Below are 20192 nucleotides of genomic sequence, written 5' to 3'. Positions count from 1 at the left end.
ATACTTAAAATTTGGCTCTTACAGCTAATATCAAGTTGGTGAAGTACACAAGCTAAGTCTCAGTCCCTCGCGTAAAGCCTATTTTACTTCTGAATTATGCTGTATTATTTTTTTTCGAGAATGATAAAACAGGGCTAATTTAAATCGTCAAGTTCACCAACTTTAATCACTGAAACTGTCACATCTCCATCGTTATCGCCAACTTCAACATCAAAAAAGAAGGCGCACAGTGTCGAAGTTTCTGATACCGCTAAGGTTAGGGTATCATCATAACCGTTCAAAGTTGACCAGCCTGCTGGAACCTCTATATTGGTTTTTAAATTCTTGAACTTACCACCATAAATCCATAGCATTACTATGGGTTCGCCCTTCTGAACATCACCTTGGACGTAATCAAAAGAACCTTTCCGAATTCTAACAACGTGAATTCCTGGCTTGATTTCTGTGTTGACTCCTGTGTTTTGAATCTCAGTCATGCGTTGCGAAAACAGGTGGTAGCAGTTCTTTTTGCTGTTAACCACTAAATCTATAATATTAGTTGTTTGAGTTGTTGCTTGAGATGCTGCTGTCATTGTTTTCCATCCTTTAATATTTGTGCTTATATCATCTAGCGATCGCCACTAAAGATGCAAGGACAGTTAAGACAGTTAAGAAAAAAGTCTTAAAAAATTGTGGTTTTCTATAAAGACCGACGCTTGCCCCCATTTTGCAGTAGAGGTCTTTGCAAAGGTACTACTTCAGCTTCACTACTCTCACGTGCTACCCGAATCAGCAGCCCAGCAGCTAACAAGCTGGCAATCATGGAATTACCACCATAGCTAAACATGGGCAAGGGTAAGCCTGTGGTAGGTAGAGAACCTGTAGCAACACCAATATGCAGCAATGATTGTCCTACCATCAAAATCGTCACACCAATCGCTACCAGTCGATGTACTGGATTTTTAGCTTTTAGTGCCACAATTAATCCGAGTGTGGCGAATAAAGCTAACATTAACAACAACACAATACTGCCAATAAAGCCAAACTCTTCGGCAAACACGGCAAAAATAAAATCGGTGTCTTGAATGGGTAGATAAAATAGCTTTTGTTGAGAAAGTCCGTATCCAGCGCCCCAAGTTCTCCCAGAACCCACTGCTAGTAAACTTTGTACTAACTGGTAACCATCTCCTGTAGGATCAGCCCAAGGATTGAGGAATGACATTACCCGTTTACGCTGATACTCTTTAAGACTAATACTTAGTACTGCTAACACGACTCCACTGAGTGCTGTTCCGCCTAAATATTTGTAAGGTAACCCGCCTGCTAGGGCAATTAACCAAATCGTCATACCGCAAAGGGCTGTTGTACTTAAGTTAGGCTGAGCAAGAATTCCTAAAAGTATAAAAGCGAAAATCCCCAACCAAGCGAGGCGAATTCGCCAACTTATTCGTTCCCACTGACCAAAAAGTCGCGCACTTTGCAGCACTAAAAAGGGTTTAATTAATTCTGAGGGTTGTATAGGAACTGGGCCTAGTAGCCTACGGGCTGAACCAAGGTCTGTCTTTCCCAATCCTGGTAACAGAGTAATGATTATTAATCCTAATAGCAGGATTACTAACCAAGGAGATAACCCCAAAATTTTACGCAAGGGAACGTTAGCAAAAATATTGAATCCTATTAAGCCAACTAGCATCCACAGCAGCTGACGTTTAATGTAGTACAGACCATCTTGATAGTTAGCGTCAGCAACGGGATAGGATGCTGAGAATAACATGATCAATCCGACAAACAGCCAAATCAATGTTAGCCAGCGTAACACCCGCGCCTCTAATGCCCAGCGGGAGACGGAATTGTCAAAAATTGGAATCAGGTGGCGTAGATTCACGGTACAAGGAGTAAAGAGTTAGGAGTAGAGACGCGATTATACTCTTATGAGAAGCCGCTCTTCGAGCGTCTACGCGTCTGTACAGGAGTTAGAAATAAAATTCATAAGTTATAACTTACAAGTTATACCTCATCTGCGTAAATTAGTCTGGCGATCGCTACTGTCAATTGTTAAATTGTTCAACTGAAATCATCAAAATAGTTCTGAAGCTTAACCGCTGGAGGAAGCTATAAATTCTCCAAAGCCGCCTGTAGGATGCCGATGCAGGCCGAGATTCGCTTTTAATGCCTATAACTCGTAATTATGCTGGGCTGCTTGTACAGCACCATTAATGTAAGATGGCACATACGAGTTGTTTCTTGGTGGTGTTTGGTCTAAAAGTATGCCTACAGTAGTGATTGCCTCTTCAATATCCTTGACCAAATAAGCTTTGCTAGCTCTTTTTGCTTGGCGATCGTACAGTCTAGGAAAAGCCAATGCTACCAACGGTACACCCACAGATGCACATTCGTAAACTGTGTTGTAGCCAGCCCCACCAACGACTATATCAGCTGCAATTAAACATTCAATTCCCGGCTGGTGAGACACCCATAAAGCCTGTGGGCAATTTGCAGGACAATTAGCAGCTAAAATCCTGACTGCACATTCAGGAAAAGTTTTATGTAAATTTAGTGCTATTTGACCAAAAATGTGTAGTTCAGAAACTTGGCCAGTTGCACACACAAGAAGAGTGTTGACAGATTGATCTACTTTGAGGATATGCGATCGCACTGTAACTCTATCTGGTAACTCCCAAGCATTACGAATCAACCAAGGTGCTGTATGCTGCACACAAGGCAAATCACACAAAGATAAGTCTTCTCCTTCTCCTGGTACAATCACCAAATCAAAATTTTCTACCACAAAAGACCGCAAATCTTTGGCGGTAATATAACGAGGATTGATGTCACGATGAATTAAGATTCGCGGCAAATAATGCAATTCTGGTAAGATATCTGCTAACTCACCACCCAAACCTCTAGGAAAAGTATCAATAATCAAGCGATCGTAGTGAGTATTGCATAAAATTTCCCGTACTTGCCTACAAGTTGCAGAGAAACCAATATTATCGGGAATCCAATCCACTAAGCAACCTTCATCACCTATCTGCTGTGCATAAGGGCTATTTGTGATAATCCTCACTTTTATGTGATTGGCTGCTATTCTTCCCAAGGACAAAGCACGAGTCAAATGTCCCCAACCACCACCTAAAGCGTAAATTAACCACTCTTCAGTGCTATTAGCGGTAATGGGGCGTTTAGCCCGTGCTGAGTTGGGAGTTATGAGTGAGGAGTTTAAGGAAGTTTTTAATTGATAACTCAAAGTTAAAACTCTATAACTAAATAATTTTATTGCTTTTAATTTATAGTTTTGTACTCAGCACTCAGTACTGTAGCTTTAACTTGCTCCCATATTGCTTTCAAAATCAGCATCGTTTTCATTTTCAAAACTCGTAGCATCAGCTTCTGTAAAGTCTACATTGCCAGTATTGGGGTCGTAGGAGTATCGGTCACGTTCATAATAATAGTCACTACCCCAATAACCAGACTGATAATTGCCATATCCAGAATAATAGGCGTAGTCTTCTTCGTATGACTCGTTACAGTAGGGACAGTCTGTTCTATCAGTACGTCCGCAGCAGCGTTTGAATAGAAAGCCTACCATGCGATCGCATTCCCATGCTGTATCTGCGAAGTTTACCACAATTTCGCAAGCACCAATTTGGATGCGATCGCCATCTTTCAGGTTACCAGTAGTCAACTGCTCGCCATTAATTTTTATGCCAGTACTTGTATTTTGGTCAATAATTATTAATTCTTGATTTTGCCACTCAATCAAGGCGTGGTAGTCTGCAACTAGGTCATCTTGGATTACCACTCTAGAGACTCTTTCACCATTGCTTTGTTGCGGCATTTGCTGAAATTCTCGCCCAATTGCTACTGGAGTTTCTAATAATGGTTTTCGGCTTTCTCCTGTATTAGGGTCTATCCAATTTAGCTGAATCTGCAAAGTTTATTGTCCTCCTGTTGAGTTGACAGCATAAGCTAGAGCTGCCCTTTGTTCACGGCTAAGAATATCAAATCCTAAACAGGAAAATGCAATAGGTGATATTTCAAACTTCGTATATAAAGTTGTTTTGGAATTAGGATTTATCAATGAAGTTTTACCTTCTTTGACTCTCACTGTATAAACTAACTTATTATCTGGTGTTCCAATCTCTAAACCATTGTTGCGTGTTTGAATCCGATAAATTTCTTTATTCCCAAAATATTGTAGCTTATAGTTTCCATCGTTTTCTCGTTTCAAAACATATAATTCTTTATTTTTATCTGATTCCAGCTTCCATTCACCTTTAGCAGTCACTACATAACCTAAGACTTTATCCGAAGCATTTTTAATTTTAATTCTACCTGGCTTATCTACCTTGATCCTTGCTAACTCTTTGTCATTTCCATCAACTAGTTTTGTTCCATCTGCTTGTGGTTTTAGAGCGTATAAATCAGAACCACCATCTGTTTTGAACTTAATTTTATCTGTCTGAGCAGTAACATTAATTGCAGAAGGTATTGGTTGAGAACTGTTCAGTTGAGATACTTCATTACCTGTTTTACTACAGGAAAAAACTGAGGTACTTAAAACACCTAGAATTAACACTACTAAAATTTTGTTTTTCATATTTTTATTTAGAAAGTATTTTTGCTAAATTTAATACTTGATAAAGGCTCAAAAACATTGCTGTAACTGTTTGATATACTGCTTCTTGTTCCTCTGCAATCTGTGGTGATATTCTTACAGAAATATGCATTGCTTTCTCTGTAACTTTTAAGCCTTTTAGATAAGTTAAATCAGGCAGTATTATCGCATCATTGACTTCATTTTTTAAAATTTTAACTGCTCCATAGCGGCGCTGAGGATAAGTTAAGCTTAAGTTAATGTCTAATCCCAAAAATTTTGTTTTTGATTTATGCTTGCTTTTACCACTGCGGCCAGTTTTCCAGCCATATTGCCTTTTACATATACCACTTGTACTTAATTCAAAGCGAGTTTTATCTAAAAACTGTCCTTGAACTTTCAACCATGTATCTTCATAATTATCTATATTCCATCCTGGCTTATTAGGATGCTTTATGGTATTTATCTTATTTTCTTTTCTCTCTATTGGCTGAAAGGATAATTGCAAATCAATCAAAGCTGATTGATCCATATCTCTAGACAGCATCTGCACGATTTTTTTTGTGAGTTCAGAACGAAAAAAACTAATCTTTAATTGGTTGAATTTATAACGTTTTACTAATGCATAAATCCCTGCGATAACCAAAATAATAAAAGCCAAAAATAGAAGAATCACAATCAGAGCTTGTAATCCCTTATCAAGGCTAATATTACCTACAATCATAAATAATATAAATAAACCTACTATCCCTAATAAATAGTAAAGTGCTTTATTCGCATATTCTTTTTGCTTTAATTCAGAAATTGTATTAATTTCTTCTATCTTATATAAATCAGCTATCACATTGGCAACTGGTGCTTGTATTGCATAGCTGAGAGTTTTTCGGAAATCCTTTAATTCAATTGCCATATTACCTAAATACTATAAACTTAATTAAAACAAACATCTACTAATTAGATATTGAGGAAGTTTTCATTATTATTAAATTTATTTAAATTATTTTAAAATTTATGTTTATAAAAATATATTAAATAAAACATATACAATTTCGCCGTCAGTATAACAAGGGAAAAATTAGCTGTCAATGAAACTTATAAATATTTATGACGCAACCAAGAATTGCTTATATTTCCTTTGATTTAGTTCCCGCACCAAAGGGAGCAGCTATTCATATTGTGGCTTTTTCTATGGCTTTAGCAGCAGCTTTTGGTGATATTCAGTTAGTAACAGTTTCTCCTCTAACAAAAAGTATAGATTCTAATGAAATTCATCCGCAAGTTATGCAGACAATGTTACCAGCTTTGGGAGATAATTTGATTCAGAGAATTTTGCATTTTCGCCAATTGCTAAGAGTATGGTTGCAAGGACGGCGATTTGAGACAGTGCATATCCGTTCGATTTACGAAGGTTTTGTCATTGCAGTTAATAAAAAGCAATACTGCGATCGCCTAATCTTTGAGGTGAACGGCTTACCTTCTGTAGAACTAAAATATCGTTATCCAGCCGTGGCTGATGATCCAGAACTGCTGCATAAACTGCACTCACAAGAGCAAATTTGTCTAGAAGCCGCAGACTTAATTGTTACACCCAGTAGTGTCACTGCTGAATATTTACAAAACCGTGGTGTACCAGCAAATAAAATTCGAATGATTCCCAATGGTGTAGATCTAGATGTCTTTACCTACTGTGTAGGAAATATAAACAACGCCCAGTCTGCCTTCTCGAACTTAGTTTGTGTAGCCACAGACTTCCAGTCTGAGAGTGTCTTACAGATGTTGTATTTCGGCACGCTTTCATCTTGGCAGGGTGTAAATTTAGCGATTGAGGCTTTAGAACTAGTAAACCGAGATTTTCCTGCCTGCTTAACAATCATTGGACAAGCCAGAGATTATCAAATTAAAAGATTAAAGCAGCTAGCATTAAAGTTGGGAATTGCAGATAGGCTAACTATTTTAGAACCAATGTCACAAAAACAGTTGGTTGAACATATCCATGCTTCAGATGTAATTTTAGCCCCACTAACGCCCAACGATCGCAATTTAGTCCAAGGTTGTTGCCCTTTGAAGATTTTAGAAGGTATGGCAACGGGAATACCTGTGATTGCTAGCGATTTGCCAGTAGTACGAGAATTAGGTGAAGATGGGGTACATTTTTTGTTAGTCAAGCCGGGTTCAGCAAAGGCAATTAAAGATGCAGTATTGCGGTTGCGAAATGATCGAGAATTGATAACCCAGCTTGCAGCCAATGCCCAAAGACGAATTGCAGAGTATTACACTTGGAAATGTGCAGGTGAAGCTTTGATTGCTGCTTATACAGAATTGGGAATTAAACGGTCAATTAAAGTTTGAAGTAGTTGTTGTTCCTGAGTTATAGAATACTCATTGAGGATGCGATCGCGTGCTGCTTGAGTAATCTTATTTTTTTCCTTTGCTGACAACGCCAAACATTCCAATACAGCTTCGCCTAACTTATGCAAATGTGAACGAGGCAGCAAAAAGCCATTTTCACCATGTAAAATTACCTCTGGAATCCCACCAGCATCACTAGCAATACAGCAACAACCACAAGCCATCGCCTCTAATAGCGCATTCGGCATTCCTTCCCAGAGTGAAGGCTGAAGGTAAACATCGCATAGCCGCAGATATTCGGCAACTATGCTAGGGTTAGGCAAGTGTCCTGTGATAATAATCCGCTGGGCATTTTCTGGCTGGTGAGTTGCATAAAGTTGCAGCATAGATTCCTGAGAAGCCCGTACCTCGCCAATAATTAACAGACAAGCCGAACGTTGAGTGCGAACCGTTGTCAAAGCATTTAGTAGAAACTGCTGACCTTTTTTTTCACGCAATTCTCCACAAAATCCGAGTATCACTTCATCTGCGGTAATTCCCAAAGACTTCCTAGTAATTTCTCCCCTTTTTGCCTCTGGAGAAAATATTTCTGTATCAACCGCATTTTTCAACACCAAAACATCATTTCGTCCACTTAATAGCTGAATTTTGCAAGACATATCAGCACTTACCGCAGTGATTAAATTGGCGTTTTGCAGCGTCCATTGCAGCCGGGCAAAATCTCCAGGCGGAAACATCTCTCTATCAATATCATTACCACGGGCGCTAACTGTACTGGGTATTCCTTTGAGTGCTGCAAACCAAGTAGCCAGAAAACCACTTGGGAACAAATAATGACCCCACACAGCATCATAAGCACGATTCTGATGCAACCAATCCAGAACGTTTAGAGTATAGGGCATCGTCATGTCCCAATGACGGTATACAGCACTTGCGTCTATTATAAGGTACACTAAATAAAAATATAAATACTTTTAAATGAAGTCCTACTCTGTCGATCTTCGAGAAAAAATAGTTGCAGCACATCTTGAGAAAAACATTTCAATCAGGAAAGTGGCTGACATTTTTTCAGTCTCAAAGAGTTTAGTACAAAAGCTTGTAAAACAACAAAAACTTGAAGGAAATTTGCAATCCAAGGCGCGAGGAAAGCCACAATTTAGTCATTTAACAAATGCTGACACAGAGTTGAGAGAATTAGTTGAATCATATCCAGATGCAACATTGATAGAGTTGTGTGAATTATTTGCAGACAAGACTGGTAATTGGGTAGGTCAAAGTGCAATGTGTCGTGCGTTACAGAAATTAGGATTAAATCGGAAAAAAAAACAAAGCGGAGTACCCAAGCAGGGACGGAGAGAGTCCTAAATTTAAGACTAAATTTTTGGGATAAGGTCAAACATATAGAGCCAGAAAACTTAGTATTTTTGGATGAAACTGGTGCTCTACTTGGGTTAACTAGGACTCATGCGCGTTCACAAAGGGGAACAAGAGCTTACTCTACTAACCCCTTCTACAGAGGCTCAAAAGTTACGATAATTGGAGCAATTAGTATTAAAGAAGTAGTTGCATTGATGACAATAAATGGTTCAATGGATGGCATTGCATTTGAATTATTTATTGAAAAGTTTTTAGTGCCAAATTTATGGTCAGGAGCAGTGGTAGTAATGGATAATTTATCCGCGCATAAACTAGATTCAATTGTGCCAATGATTGAAGCTGTCGGTGCAAAAGTTATATGTTTATCACCATACTCCCCCGATTTTAATCCAATTGAATTATGGTGGTCACAACTTAAATCTTTTTTACGTACTTTTGCTCCAACTACAACAGAAATGGTTGATCAACTAATCTCAGTTGCACTCGATTTAATAAATCCTCAACATTTAAGAAACTGGTTTGCTAGTTGCTGCTACTGTACCTCATAACAGCCGTAAATGCTGTAAGCCTATACGATAGATCCGAGAATTTGCCTTTAGAATTTCTGGTGGCAAAAGTTCACCAGGTTGCAGATAACGACTCCAAGTGACAACATCGATTTCCATACCCAGTTGGCAGAGGGTAGCTACCAATCGCGTTGCACTACTAGCCAAGCCCCCCAAATCTGGCGCAAATCGTTCTGTAATCAACAGAAGACGTTTCATAATAAGTATGTAGTCAACAGTTTAATAATGAGTTTAAGATAACTTACTCACACTCTAAAAATTGACTTTAAGTATCCTTATACTACGCAAATTAAATAAATCCTTCTCTGCGAGACACTGTGCATAGGTTGCTTCTCCATAGCAGTAAGCACGGCAATTGCTGCAAGGGAAGCACGAAGCTACCACTCAAATTTTTCTTTGCAACGCACTGCCTTGTCTTGGCAGTTCAATATACTTTTTATTTAAATAATATTTAACTAAACTCAATGATTTATTGCTACTAGGTGGCTGGCTATTAATAGATAAAGGGATTTCAATTAAGAACTCAGTTCCCCGACCATGTTCTGATAAACATTTAAGTATTCCCTTATGTTTGTCAACTACAATTTGATAGCTAATTGATAAACCCAAACCTGTACCCTTACCTATAGGTTTAGTGGTGAAAAATGGATCAAATAGTCGTTCCTTAACTATTTCTGTCATTCCCGAACCATTATCAGTGATTTGAATAACACAGTTTGTTCCTATAATTTCTGTTGTAATTGTAATTTTATTAGGATTAGCGTGAATTTCTGCGATCGGGCGCTGACTATTATAGTTATCCAATGCATCAATCGCATTACTGATAATATTCATAAATACTTGATTGAGTTGTCCAGCATAGCACTCTATTAAAGGCAAATTTCCATAATTTTTAACTACTTCGATACCCGGATGCTCAACGTTATCCTTTAATCTATTCTGCAAAATTAGCAAAGTATTATCTAGCCCTTCGTGAATATCAACACTTTTCATTTCTGCTTCATCAAGACGGGAAAAGTTACGTAATGACAACACAATTTCAGAGATACGCTCAGCTCCCATTTGCATTGAATTTAAGATTTTAGGTAAATCATCTATTAAAAAATCTAAATCAATTTCCTCAATATAGTATTCAATTTCTGGGACAGGATGAGTATAAAATTGCTGATAAAGATGCACTAACCTCAGTAGAGACAGTGTATATTCTTTTGTATATTTTAAATTGCCATAAATGAAGTTAATAGGGTTATTAATTTCGTGAGCAACTCCCGCAACTAACTGTCCTAGACTAGACATTTTTTCAGCCTGGACTAATTGAGCCTGGGTTTGTTGTAGCTCCTTAAGAGATTTTTCTAATTTTTTGGATTGTGCTTCCGCAATTTCTGCCAACTTCCCCTTGATTTGCAGTGCACTTTGTAGTTGCGCTCTTTGCTGTTTTAGCTCATTAGTTAACTTTTTAGCATCAGACAAAGCGGTACTCTGAGCTTTTAGTAGAAAGAGAAAATCAATAATTGGGTCGTGAATTGCAAAATCTTTGAGTTTGATACCCAGAGGTGCGAGGCTGGCTGTCTCTGTAATCCAAGGAGAACCTAAGAAAAACATTACCTCCTGCTCTGCCTGATACATCATCTGACCCTTTAGCTGCATTCCATTATGGAGAAACTCCAATATGAAGAGAGCGCGGGATTGTTTATTAATTGCATCAAAATCAACTGGAATTTTTGGACGATTAATTTGGAAATTCTGGTCAATTAATTGACCAACTAATGGTTCAGGACTAATACGTCCTAAAACATCACCAGCTTGTACAATTTCCAGATTACGATTAAAGGCAAAGTGAAAAGGAAAAGCTTTCACCAGCAATTCTGGTGAAAGAGTAAGGTGAGGAGAAGCCATGCTGCTGCACTCAATTTGGTTTATAAATTACTAAAAATTCATCATGTTCAGCATCTTCATCCCGGCTCTGGGTTTGGGTAATATCAACTTTGGTATCAAATCTTGCTCCCAATCCTTTCACTAACCCCAGAATCATAGGAGACAGCCCTTCTCTACTAGAGCGATAGTGTAAGTTCAAAGAATTTTCCTCCATCTCAGTACACTCAAATGATGGGGGTTGGAGTTTAGGAAAGCTCACTCCTACACGAGCGTGAAGATTGTCAAGGTTTTCTAAAAACTCTGGCAGTGTATCCCCACTCATATCCATCATTTCGCCATAGCCTTCTTGAGCCGTGTACTGAACCCAGAATTCTCCAAAAGCTTGCATAATCTCTGCGGATGATAAACCCAAAATGACACTAGCAGCTTTTACCAGCCTATGGGTGATGTCATCAGGATAGCCTTCCATACTGAGGAAAACATCTACGTCTACCTCAGCTTTCTGCTTAATTTCTTTCCAAGTCTGTTCACTAAATCGACTGCACACCATGTCTTGAATCGCCTTATTCACTAATCCGTACATGGAAGCCTCCTGTTGCTACAACTAAATTTTGCTTTGTGAATATAACTGAGACTGGATAACTAATGCTCTAAACAAGTTATTTAAGTAACTATTTCTTCGGTTGCAACTCTTGAGTTGATTTAGTCTCCAGTTTCAAAAAAAAGCAAAAATTAGAATAATATATCTGTATTGTATTGGTGCAAAATAGGCTTTAAGCAACCGTATTTTTACTTACTAAGTGTCCTAAAGTTAATTATTAAGTAAAGAGTAAAGAATGATGAGACAAGTTATATTTAGAGCTTTGTCGGTAAATTCCATTAAAAAATTGGACACGGGCATCCATTGCCTCAACAATAGCCTGCTTTACAATCTCCTCTTCACGCATTGTAATCCGAGGTTCAATCGCTGCTGCAAGCTTTGCTGCATGGCTATCGTCTACATCAATATGGACTTCAAAAAATATCAGCGATTCTTTCGGCAAAGGCGCAGCACCAATAATTCCTTTGTATAGTTGTGTATACAACGAGCTAACAATTCCTTCAGAAGCATAACAAACAGCACCCAGTGCAGCTAAATAGCCGTACTTATGTGGAATACTCAAGTAAGTTTCAATGAGGGCGCGAGTTTCAGGAGCAGTGGGTAGTGCTGCTAAAGTTTCGTCATCAATGCCAAGTGCGCGGGTAAATCGCCGAAACAATTCTGGATGAGACTGAGTGACATCGCCCTGTCCCATTTCGTCAAATAAATTTTCTAAGATTACTAACTGTGTGGTTTCATCTTGGCAGCAAGCCAAGATACTAGCCAGAATTCGATTAAATTCTTTGGAAAATTTGTACATTTGAACAGCTAGCAACTGTACGTCTGCGAGAAATAAATTTTCAGTACGACAGCGGATGAGAAACTCATGGTTCCATAGAGGATGATTAACCGTGATTTCACGGAAGGGATTTTTCACTAAAGAATATATCTGTGTCATCGTGATACTTGTATAGCTAAATGAAGTGGTTGGTCAAATAAAGGTTTAAAAAATGATTCGTCTAGAGCGATATGTTCGGGAGTAACACGTAATTCCCGTAGCGATGGCATTGTATTAAAGCCAGCAACTTTAAGAGCATTAAAATAATCCTCAAGAGTTTTGTGAATTAATTGAACATTGAGCCAAGAGCCGTCTCGTTTCCAAATACGACCTGGAAACTGCTGGTCTCGCTTACTAAAGTAGCCTTTACCTTCAACTTGAAAATAAAACGGGTATGCTGCCTCACGCATATAGGGAAAGGATGGATGGGGAACACTGAATACGAATCGGCCGCCAGGGCGAAGAATACGTATAATTTCCGCCATGCATTCCTGGGTCTGAGCAATTGTTAAATAGTTGAATAAAAATACTGCAACAACTAAGTCAAATTCACTATCATCAAACTGTTTGAGGTTAGTAGCACATCCTACTTCGTAGCTAATACCCAAAGCATCTTCTACTTCTTGCAAACTAGCTGCTTCAATCATGCTTTGAGAAAGGTCTATACCATGTACACGTTCAGCACCACGTCGCCGTAGCTCTCGGCTGCAATAACCTTCACCACAACCAAGGTCGAGTACTCTTAACCCAGCTACAGGCTCACAAAGCTCTAGTACAAAAGGGCGTGCTGTAAAGTCTGAGAGAGAACTGGGTTCTCCTCTAATCCAATCTGATGCTGTGTGATTATATAAGTTTCTAGTTGAGTTTTTATGAGTTAAATTTGACATTTTCAACTATTTACATTTGGGTTATTTTTGTTGAAATTCAGCTAAATATATAAAATTGTCTTGGATCTGCGAATGAATATCATCGATAGGCTAGCTATTAGTCCTAGTTTTTCATCCAAAAATAGCGTATGTATTTCAAATTTTGTCTTCTCAAATAAAACAATCTATTTATCTTCTAACATTTGCTTTTTTGATTGATAATGTTGAATTTACTTATTTTTATATTCTTGATGACTTACAGACAGCAAAAAATTCTAGTTTTAAAGAAAAAGTCAATTTGCCTAGCTAACTACTTTTTAATTTCTTTAAATAAAAACAGCTAAATAAATCTATCTTTATAAATCTTGTAGGATTAAAATTCATAAATATAGATTTGTTTAAACTAGTTTTATTAGCGTATTTAAAAATTTTATAAATATTAAAAAATATTAGTTGCAAATGCTCTTTGACTCCAAACAAATAATAAATAAAAAGCAGTATATTTTAGGAGGTATAAATAAAATTACATTGCTAATTTATAAAAGTCAGATTTGTTTTACAAATAAATCTTTTTTGTATTGATAAATAATTTAGTTAATTTAAAACAGCTGCAGGAGAAACGATGCTAGAAGAACTGTTAAGAGAATCATCAGTGTGTAATCAATTACAATATGAACGTGCGATCGCATTCTCTGAGCTTGGCGATCGCCTGTTTGATCAGCTTGCTGATAGCATGGCTACAAGGCGACAGTACCGACTACTGTTTGAACACAAATTAAAGCCTGAGTTATTCCAGCAGATCCAAGTTGCTGCTGCGGCTTATATTTCAGAATGTCTAAATAGTCCAATCATTCTTTCAGAAGCTGAAATGCTTCAACGGCTATTAGAAGCCAGAAATACTTTGCCGAACTACACTGGTACAGGTCTTTTAATGCCCAAGCGAGAACATACTCTAGCATTTAACCTATTTCAAAAAAGTGTTGCTGAGGCTTTTTGCCAACTGGGAGGGCAAGACTTGATTGATGCAGTGGATTTACCAGTAAATCTCCGCATGGTCTATGGTAAGACTGATATAGAAAAGACACGTCTGCCTTTTGCTAGTTCCAAGTGCCACAGCGATGTTTGGGCAGGTGTTCCCGCTGATGCCACTGTAGTAATTTTGCCACTGTTTGGTGACATTGATAATATCACTATAGAAGCGGGTGAAATGCCCCGTCAGATGGAACTACAGGCTATGCGGGTGATGTCAGACTTCGATGAAGGACGGGATATTCCAATGGTGGTTTCTTACACAGAAGCACAACTACGACACGGCACGATGTACTTTAATGATGCCCGTGGATTGCACCAAACAGTTAGACGAAAAACTGAAGGTCTAAGAATATCAGTAGATTTCCGGTTCCGTAGGAAATTTAATGAAGCTTATCGGGCAATGGTAGCACCGAGCAGTGGTGGTGTTGAAGAAGATATGAGTGTACCTTATGAAGATTGGCTCAAGGTTGGTAAAGAAACGCTAATTGTGTTTGATGAAACTGTTGAACAGGCTAAGAACAGGCAGAAACCTAGTTCTCCAGTTCCACTTTACACTCGCGGTTATCGCCTCATAAATATATTTAATACCAAATTGGAATAAGCAATAAAAAAGAGGTCTTTTTTGACCTCTCAACAATTCCCTACAATAATTTTCTTTTTACAAAAACTATGACAATCCAGCGTTAGCACCTTGCTTACCAGTGGCTAGTTCCACTTTGATAATTTTGCCGCCTGCTTTTTGAATCCGTTGCTGTTCACGGAACCAGTTCTCATAGGGAACTAGCTTGGTGAAGTAAGTATTTTGCAGTTCGCGTTGGGTACGAATTCGGGTTTGGCTAGGAACAAGTGCAGTAATTTTAAACAAACGAGCCATATTTTGTGAATCTCCTGTAGTATTTGTGGAAACTTTTTTTATCTCAATATTTTGAGTGCAAATCTTAAATTATTCATTCCAAGGCTGGAAATCAAACATCAATACTAGACCGCTAACACTCATCAGTGAATATTTAATCAAAGTAAGCAATAAAACGTTCTAGCACTCACGATTGATTTCCAGACCTTAATACAGCCGCACCTAAATTCTTAAGCGCAAACCAACTCCTAGCTTAAGCCAGAAGAGATATAGTCTAAGTAAACGCCCATTTCCTTACCAGCTTCAGAACCTACCAAGCTAGAAGTTACTTCTTTAATAGATTGGATAGCTTGCACGGTAGCACCAACGGGAACACCCAAAGAGTTGTAGGTTTCTTTCAAACCATTCAACACACGCTCATCTAGGATGGAAGGATCTCCAGCCAACATAGCGTAGGTAGCATAGCGCAGGTAGTAGTCCAAATCGCGGATGCAAGCAGCATAGCGACGGGTGGTGTACATATTGCCACCGGGACGGGTGATGTCAGAGTATAGCAAAGACTTTGCTACAGCTTCTTTGACGATCGCAGCTGCGTTAGCGCTGATGGTGCTAGCAGCACGTACGCGCAGTTCGCCTGTAGAGAAGTAAACTTTCAGCTTCTCTAAAGCGCTACTGTCGAGGTACTTACCTTGAACGTCCGCAGAATTAATTACAGCGGTAATTGCATCTTGAGCCATGTTGTTATTTCCTTATTTCCAACAGTATTGCAATACTTCGTGTTTCGTGCCGAGGAAACAGCTTCGCCCTACAGCAAAGCGCCAATTAGGTAGTCGAAGTAGTTACCAGCTTCAGCTGCGTCATCACCAGACAGCAGTGTAGCAGATACATTCTTCAGTCCGCGGATACCTTCAGCAACACCCTCAATAGGAGTTCCCAAGGACTTGTAGAGTTCACGAGCGCCAATAACACCGATTTCTTCGATGGGGGTGACATCACCAGCAACGATACCGTAGGTGACGAGGCGGAGGTAGTAATCTAGGTCACGCAGACAAGTAGCGGTCAATTCTTGACCGTAAGCGTTACCACCAGGAGACACAACATCAGGACGCTTTTGGAACAGTTGATCGCCAGCTTGCTTAACCAGACGTTCGCGATTTTCTGTCAAAATTTGAGCAATCCGCAGACGGCGCTCACCACTAGCAACAAAGTTTTTGATCCGATCTAATTCACCAGGGCTGAGATAGCGAGCCTCTGCATCAGCATTCACGATGGACTTCGTGACGATACTCATTAATGGATTCCTCCAGTACGAATGAAACCAGGATTTGATTAAACTGGTGCGACTTGAATTTGGTTGACTGAGATTATTTTCTCGTCTTCTTAGAGACAACAGTTAAATAACTGCTATTGCTAATAGATTACGAGTTTGCTTGACTTAATACAAGTACACAAGCTTTTAAACTCAGCTACCTTCCGCAAAACATTTTCCGGCATTCTGTTGAGCATTTATGACTGCTCTTAATACTTTGTAATATTAATTTTCAGATTTAGTATTCTGAAAGCATTATTACGAAAGGTTGCGAATAGGGCATAGGGCATTGGGAAGGGGGCATTGGGAAGAGAATTATAATTTCTATTCCCTAATACCCCAGTCCCTAGTTCCTACTCAGCCGCTGTCTGTACACTGCCGAGGTAGTTACCTGTTGGCAAGGATGGAAAGCGGTTGTAAGGCACCACGTCTTCTCCAAAGAAGCGGGAATATTCTGGGCTATCCACAATTGCTTCTACAGCAGCTTGTAAACCACTATCAGCTAGCAGTTTGGTATGCTGATGAATTTCTTCTTGAGTTGCAGGTGTGCGCCCCACGAGGTGACGGAAAAGGAACTCAATTACCTTGGCGTGGGGATAAGGTGTGTAGAAGCGCTGACGATAAATTTCCGAACTTGCTAGTTGACGGACAAACTCCCGCACGGAGATTTCGCCATTCTGGAGTTTGTTGTCTAGGTCAGTACGGCGGAAATTATCAGGCACTTCACTGCTAAATACATCCAAAACCTGACAATAAATGGCGTTAATAACCTGTTGTCTTTCGACTTGGTTTATGCCATCACTCACGCGGTAAATGCGTACGTGTTTACGGTAGGTTGTACCTCTACTAACTTGGGTGGACTGTTCGCTTACGCCGTTGTAGGAACGACCGAGTTCACTAACCAAAGCTTGGCTATCGTTAGCGGATATATTTGCGATCGCCTTCACCGTCAGAGGAGTAGAGACATACCCGACACGAGGTTGCACTGGCTTAAAGCTAGGTACAACTACGTCATCGTTTTGCTTGGTAAGCTGGTTGTAAAGCTTCTCTGTATTCGGGAAGTTCGCCGCTGGTAAGGTTGGGAAGCGACGGTAAGGCACTGTATCTTCACCAAACACTTCGCGATACTCCTGACTATTCACCAAAGCACCAATAAAGGCACGAATTCCTTGAGTAGCCAAAATCTGGTTATACTTGCGGATTTCTGCCTGATCTAATGGTGCGCGCCCCAAGAAGTGTTTAGTTCCTAACTCAATCACCTTGGTATTGGGGTAGGGTGTATAGAATTCCTTCAGGTAGAGGTTTGAGTAACCCAAACCTTCAATAAACTCCTTCACACTAATTTCGCCGTTCCCCAGCTTGCTTTCCCAAGCCGTGAATTCGTTTTTGGCGATGTATGGTGCAATATCGCGCTCAAAAATCTGCCGATATGCAGCGCTAATCAAAGTTTTGACAGCAACTTTGTCACTGGTATTTGCCACCAGTTTGAAGATTTTGGTTTGTTCGCGTTGCTTGCTGACGCCTTGGTTAATCCGGAACTGAATATCTGGTTCTGTACGTTTTTCTGTAACTGTACCCAGTTTCACAAAGTTCGGCGTTTCTTCCTTCTGGACTTTGACGCCAATATCTTCGCCAATACTACCAACACGCAACTGTCGCCCTGCGACACCACCAGGAGTCAGATACCGTTCATAAGGAACTGTATCTTCACCAAATGCCTCATCGTACTCTGGAGTGTTAATGATGGCGTCAACCACCGCATAAAAGCCCTTCTTAGAGGCCAGATCAAAGTACTTGTTGAGTTCTTGACGACCATAAGTTGGACGACCCAACAAGCGGCGGTGAATGTACTCAATCGCTTTACAAACATACAGCGATGACCAGTACAGATTGCGGAATACATCCGACTTAGCCAAAGCCCGAATAAACTCCCGCACGGAAATCTGACCACTTTCCAGTCTGATTTCCAATGCCTTCTGGCGCTGACCTTCGTACACATCCCGACCAAAAACTTGCAAGTAAGCAGCTCTAATCACTGCTTGCGTGGAGCTTTCAGAGAATTTTACACTCGTACTCTTGGGTATTTTTTTACCAATGGTGGTTGGGATTTGATCCAACTTGAACACCTTGGGCCCAAGCGTACCTGGTGCTTCACCCCGCGCTTTGGGATTGCTATTTTGGTTATTAATTCCTGGGCCTTGGTGAATCAGGATGCGTTTGGTATCCTTGCCAAAAGGAGCCGGGCTGGTGCTGGGGTTGCGAGTTTCTTTCGGGAAAATCGCCCCAAACTGAATTTCTAACGGGTCGTTACCAGAACCGTAGGGGTGCTGATCTGGTAATGGTTGTTCGTAAGCGGCGAATGTCGTGATGAACTGAGGTATCTTGCGGAAAGGCGCACTGTAGTTAAACAGGTCTTGCTGCGGCCCCCAGTTGCGGCATTCTTGTGCCTCTTGACCCAGACCCCGGAGGTAAGGTACTGTCTCTTCACCAAAATAGTCACTATATTCAGCAGAATCCACCAAGGCATCTACCAAGGCAGGTAAACCACCATTAGAAATAATCGCGAAGTATTTTTGTACTTCTTCGCGACTGCTTGGCCCTCGTCCCAAAATGTGACGGAAAGCCAGTTCAATGACTCGGCTGTTAATAAAAGGCTGGTAAAACTGTTTTTGGTAAAGGGGAGATTTAGCTAAACGACGAACAAACTCCTTCATGGAGATGTCGCCATTTTTCACTTTGGATTCAATATCAGATATCGACAAACTATAAGCACGGGTAATGTCGCGCTCAAAGACTTGCCGATAGGCTGCTTTGATCACCTCATTTTTTTCAGAAGCTGACAACCCAGACTTCATGACAAATTTGGGTCGCCGTTCTGCCGCATTAAAGTAAATTTGAGGTAATTGCAGCCCTTGTTGGTCGCCAGAAGGACGTTGACGTACTTTATTCGAAGGTGTGGCTGCTTTAAATTCTGTCAGCAGAACATCCATGTACTGAGACACAATTTCTGTAGCCTCAGCGTCCCTACGGAAAAAGGAAAGGGATGCAGCTTTAATTTCTTGCAAAGCCACCAACGTTGCTTCACCAGAGCAAGCATTTTCAATTATTTCCCGCAGACCTCTTGTATTCACGGCGATGATGTTGGGGTCACCAGCAACGATCGCATAAGTAGCGTAGCGCAAGAACCACGATAAGTCTCGTAAGCTCTTGGCCATGTTACTTGGGCCATAACGAGCAATGTTAATTGGCCTGAAACCTGGAGGAGTTGGGCCGCTGGGCGATGAGTTAAAGATTGAACGTAAATTTTCTAGGAATCCACCACGGCTTTCAACGTAGGTTACAGTTCCTAGTCTCATTCCATCTCCAACATCAGCACCAGCAGCAACGGGTACTATTTCTACTTCTCTTGGCTTTTCTAAAAAAGCCATTGGCGAACCACCGACAAAAATCCGGTTAGCAGCCCGAGATACGATAATCTCAGAATTTTCCGTGAGCGTCTGGGATATTTCTAGACGCTTTGCACCAGATGCAAAATAGCTTGCTAGTTCATTTAATTCCCCGTTTACCAAAAAGCGGTCTTGCTGCTCCGCTTGGGTAATTGTAGCTACAGCTAGGGTTTGATATAGTTGCGGACGCGCAACTGAGCTTCCACCACTTGCCTTAACACTCATCGGATTTTTAAAACTCCCATCATAATTATTTATGTGTTAAGTCTGGGTCGCTTTGAGGCTTGACACATCGGTGTATTTATGCCTTAAGAGCTTAAGAGTACCGCCTTCAAAACTGCCAGTAAATTAACCCAGTTAGCTTTTAGATTAGAACGTTTTGCGTTCTCAGGGCTGGTTTATTAAGAACTATGTAGATCCTGTAATCTTAATGCATCCATTTTTAAAACTTGATGGTCTTGTTTTCCTGAAACAAAACCTGCGTTTTCTAACTCAGTAGTAGAGTCGCGACTCTCTACTGCTATT

18 protein-coding genes and 2 pseudogenes are annotated in these 20192 nt (G+C 40.0%); 4 read left to right on the top strand and 16 right to left on the bottom strand.

Annotation, left to right across the window (positions count from 1 at the left end):
* Window positions 1-134: 134 nt before the first annotated feature.
* From WKK05_RS06935 to WKK05_RS06910, 6 genes are all read right to left on the bottom strand, one after another.
* Window positions 135-572, bottom strand: a complete 438-nt coding sequence (locus tag WKK05_RS06935) for a hypothetical protein (RefSeq protein ID WP_341529026.1) — start codon at window positions 570-572, stop codon at window positions 135-137.
* Between the two features lie 107 nt (window positions 573-679).
* A complete protein-coding gene (locus WKK05_RS06930; protein ID WP_341529025.1) occupies window positions 680-1864 on the bottom strand; it encodes an FtsW/RodA/SpoVE family cell cycle protein in 1185 nt (394 codons plus the stop codon).
* A gap of 288 nt (window positions 1865-2152) precedes the next feature.
* Window positions 2153-3226, bottom strand: coding sequence for a UDP-N-acetylglucosamine--LPS N-acetylglucosamine transferase (locus WKK05_RS06925; protein ID WP_341529024.1), 1074 nt, complete (start codon window positions 3224-3226; stop codon window positions 2153-2155).
* Between the two features lie 75 nt (window positions 3227-3301).
* Entirely contained in the window at window positions 3302-3913 is a 612-nt protein-coding gene (locus WKK05_RS06920) for an FHA domain-containing protein (RefSeq protein WP_341529023.1), read from the bottom strand.
* Window positions 3914-3916: 3 nt separating this feature from the next.
* Window positions 3917-4579, bottom strand: a complete 663-nt coding sequence (locus WKK05_RS06915; protein WP_341529022.1) for a hypothetical protein — start codon at window positions 4577-4579, stop codon at window positions 3917-3919.
* 4 nt (window positions 4580-4583) lie between these two features.
* Entirely contained in the window at window positions 4584-5486 is a 903-nt protein-coding gene (locus WKK05_RS06910) for a hypothetical protein (protein WP_341529021.1), read from the bottom strand.
* 194 nt (window positions 5487-5680) lie between these two features.
* Between WKK05_RS06910 and WKK05_RS06905 the strand changes: the two genes are divergently transcribed.
* Complete coding sequence (locus tag WKK05_RS06905; RefSeq protein ID WP_341529020.1) at window positions 5681-6925, top strand: glycosyltransferase family 4 protein; 1245 nt, start codon at window positions 5681-5683, stop codon at window positions 6923-6925.
* Here the strand turns inward: WKK05_RS06905 and WKK05_RS06900 are convergent.
* Window positions 6886-7851: pseudogene (locus tag WKK05_RS06900) on the bottom strand (glycosyltransferase); the annotation flags it as partial. The gene WKK05_RS06905 and the pseudogene WKK05_RS06900 sit on opposite strands and share 40 nt — an antisense overlap.
* Before the next feature lie 52 nt (window positions 7852-7903).
* Here WKK05_RS06900 and WKK05_RS06895 point away from each other — a divergent pair.
* Window positions 7904-8290, top strand: coding sequence for an IS630 transposase-related protein (locus WKK05_RS06895; RefSeq protein ID WP_341528461.1), 387 nt, complete (start codon window positions 7904-7906; stop codon window positions 8288-8290).
* A complete protein-coding gene (locus WKK05_RS06890; RefSeq protein ID WP_341528462.1) occupies window positions 8209-8850 on the top strand; it encodes an IS630 family transposase in 642 nt (213 codons plus the stop codon). The genes WKK05_RS06895 and WKK05_RS06890 overlap by 82 nt, the downstream gene beginning before the upstream one ends.
* Window positions 8851-8865: 15 nt before the next feature.
* On the opposite strand, the pseudogene WKK05_RS06885 reads toward WKK05_RS06890, so the two are convergent.
* From WKK05_RS06885 to WKK05_RS06865, 5 genes and pseudogenes are all read right to left on the bottom strand, one after another.
* Window positions 8866-9066 (bottom strand): annotated as a pseudogene (locus tag WKK05_RS06885) (glycosyltransferase family 4 protein); the annotation flags it as partial.
* A 186-nt stretch (window positions 9067-9252) separates the two neighbouring features.
* Window positions 9253-10764 carry an ATP-binding protein gene (locus WKK05_RS06880; protein WP_341529019.1) on the bottom strand — a complete coding sequence of 504 codons (1512 nt, stop codon included), beginning with the start codon at window positions 10762-10764 and terminating at the stop codon, window positions 9253-9255.
* A gap of 10 nt (window positions 10765-10774) precedes the next feature.
* Complete coding sequence (locus tag WKK05_RS06875; protein WP_341529018.1) at window positions 10775-11326, bottom strand: heme NO-binding domain-containing protein; 552 nt, start codon at window positions 11324-11326, stop codon at window positions 10775-10777.
* A gap of 235 nt (window positions 11327-11561) precedes the next feature.
* Window positions 11562-12281: an iron-containing redox enzyme family protein gene (locus tag WKK05_RS06870; RefSeq protein WP_341529017.1), complete on the bottom strand. Its 720-nt coding sequence runs from the start codon at window positions 12279-12281 to the stop codon at window positions 11562-11564.
* Entirely contained in the window at window positions 12278-13048 is a 771-nt protein-coding gene (locus tag WKK05_RS06865; protein ID WP_341529016.1) for a methyltransferase domain-containing protein, read from the bottom strand. The genes WKK05_RS06870 and WKK05_RS06865 overlap by 4 nt, the downstream gene beginning before the upstream one ends.
* A gap of 601 nt (window positions 13049-13649) precedes the next feature.
* Here WKK05_RS06865 and WKK05_RS06860 point away from each other — a divergent pair.
* Window positions 13650-14660, top strand: coding sequence for a hypothetical protein (locus tag WKK05_RS06860; protein WP_341529015.1), 1011 nt, complete (start codon window positions 13650-13652; stop codon window positions 14658-14660).
* A 66-nt stretch (window positions 14661-14726) separates the two neighbouring features.
* Here WKK05_RS06860 and WKK05_RS06855 read toward each other — a convergent pair whose 3' ends face one another.
* The 4 genes from WKK05_RS06855 to WKK05_RS06840 all read right to left on the bottom strand — a co-directional run bounded on the left by WKK05_RS06855 (window position 14727) and on the right by WKK05_RS06840 (window position 19892).
* Window positions 14727-14933: a phycobilisome linker polypeptide gene (locus WKK05_RS06855; RefSeq protein ID WP_138504247.1), complete on the bottom strand. Its 207-nt coding sequence runs from the start codon at window positions 14931-14933 to the stop codon at window positions 14727-14729.
* A gap of 227 nt (window positions 14934-15160) precedes the next feature.
* Window positions 15161-15649 (bottom strand): allophycocyanin subunit beta, encoded by a 489-nt coding sequence (gene apcB, locus WKK05_RS06850; protein ID WP_341529014.1) that lies wholly within the window; start codon window positions 15647-15649, stop codon window positions 15161-15163.
* A 68-nt stretch (window positions 15650-15717) separates the two neighbouring features.
* Entirely contained in the window at window positions 15718-16203 is a 486-nt protein-coding gene (apcA, locus tag WKK05_RS06845) for an allophycocyanin subunit alpha (RefSeq protein WP_341529013.1), read from the bottom strand.
* Window positions 16204-16574: 371 nt separating this feature from the next.
* The gene (locus tag WKK05_RS06840) at window positions 16575-19892 is read right to left on the bottom strand and encodes a phycobilisome rod-core linker polypeptide (RefSeq protein ID WP_341529012.1); all 3318 of its coding nucleotides are present in this window, start codon (window positions 19890-19892) and stop codon (window positions 16575-16577) included.
* Window positions 19893-20192: the final 300 nt, after the last annotated feature.

It is taken from the genome of Nostoc sp. UHCC 0302 (genome assembly GCF_038096175.1).
In the GTDB taxonomy this organism is placed as follows: Bacteria; Cyanobacteriota; Cyanobacteriia; order Cyanobacteriales; family Nostocaceae; genus UHCC-0302.
The sequence above is the reverse complement of the archived record's forward strand: the minus strand, read 5'-3'. Positions and strand labels throughout refer to the sequence as shown.

Bases quoted from the DNA above. Each gene is read 5' to 3' on its own strand.
- WKK05_RS06865 (WP_341529016.1), bottom strand. From the start codon at position 13,048: ATGTCAAATTTAACTCATAAAAACTCAACTAGAAACTTATATAATCAC.
- WKK05_RS06870 (WP_341529017.1), bottom strand. From the start codon at position 12,281: ATGACACAGATATATTCTTTAGTGAAAAATCCCTTCCGTGAAATCACG.
- WKK05_RS06915 (WP_341529022.1), bottom strand. From the start codon at position 4,579: ATGAAAAACAAAATTTTAGTAGTGTTAATTCTAGGTGTTTTAAGTACC.
- WKK05_RS06910 (WP_341529021.1), bottom strand. From the start codon at position 5,486: ATGGCAATTGAATTAAAGGATTTCCGAAAAACTCTCAGCTATGCAATA.
- WKK05_RS06895 (WP_341528461.1), top strand. From the start codon at position 7,904: ATGAAGTCCTACTCTGTCGATCTTCGAGAAAAAATAGTTGCAGCACAT.
- WKK05_RS06840 (WP_341529012.1), bottom strand. From the start codon at position 19,892: ATGAGTGTTAAGGCAAGTGGTGGAAGCTCAGTTGCGCGTCCGCAACTA.
- WKK05_RS06875 (WP_341529018.1), bottom strand. From the start codon at position 11,326: ATGTACGGATTAGTGAATAAGGCGATTCAAGACATGGTGTGCAGTCGA.
- WKK05_RS06905 (WP_341529020.1), top strand. From the start codon at position 5,681: ATGACGCAACCAAGAATTGCTTATATTTCCTTTGATTTAGTTCCCGCA.
- apcA (WP_341529013.1), bottom strand. From the start codon at position 16,203: ATGAGTATCGTCACGAAGTCCATCGTGAATGCTGATGCAGAGGCTCGC.
- WKK05_RS06880 (WP_341529019.1), bottom strand. From the start codon at position 10,764: ATGGCTTCTCCTCACCTTACTCTTTCACCAGAATTGCTGGTGAAAGCT.
- WKK05_RS06855 (WP_138504247.1), bottom strand. From the start codon at position 14,933: ATGGCTCGTTTGTTTAAAATTACTGCACTTGTTCCTAGCCAAACCCGA.
- WKK05_RS06860 (WP_341529015.1), top strand. From the start codon at position 13,650: ATGCTAGAAGAACTGTTAAGAGAATCATCAGTGTGTAATCAATTACAA.
- apcB (WP_341529014.1), bottom strand. From the start codon at position 15,649: ATGGCTCAAGATGCAATTACCGCTGTAATTAATTCTGCGGACGTTCAA.
- WKK05_RS06935 (WP_341529026.1), bottom strand. From the start codon at position 572: ATGACAGCAGCATCTCAAGCAACAACTCAAACAACTAATATTATAGAT.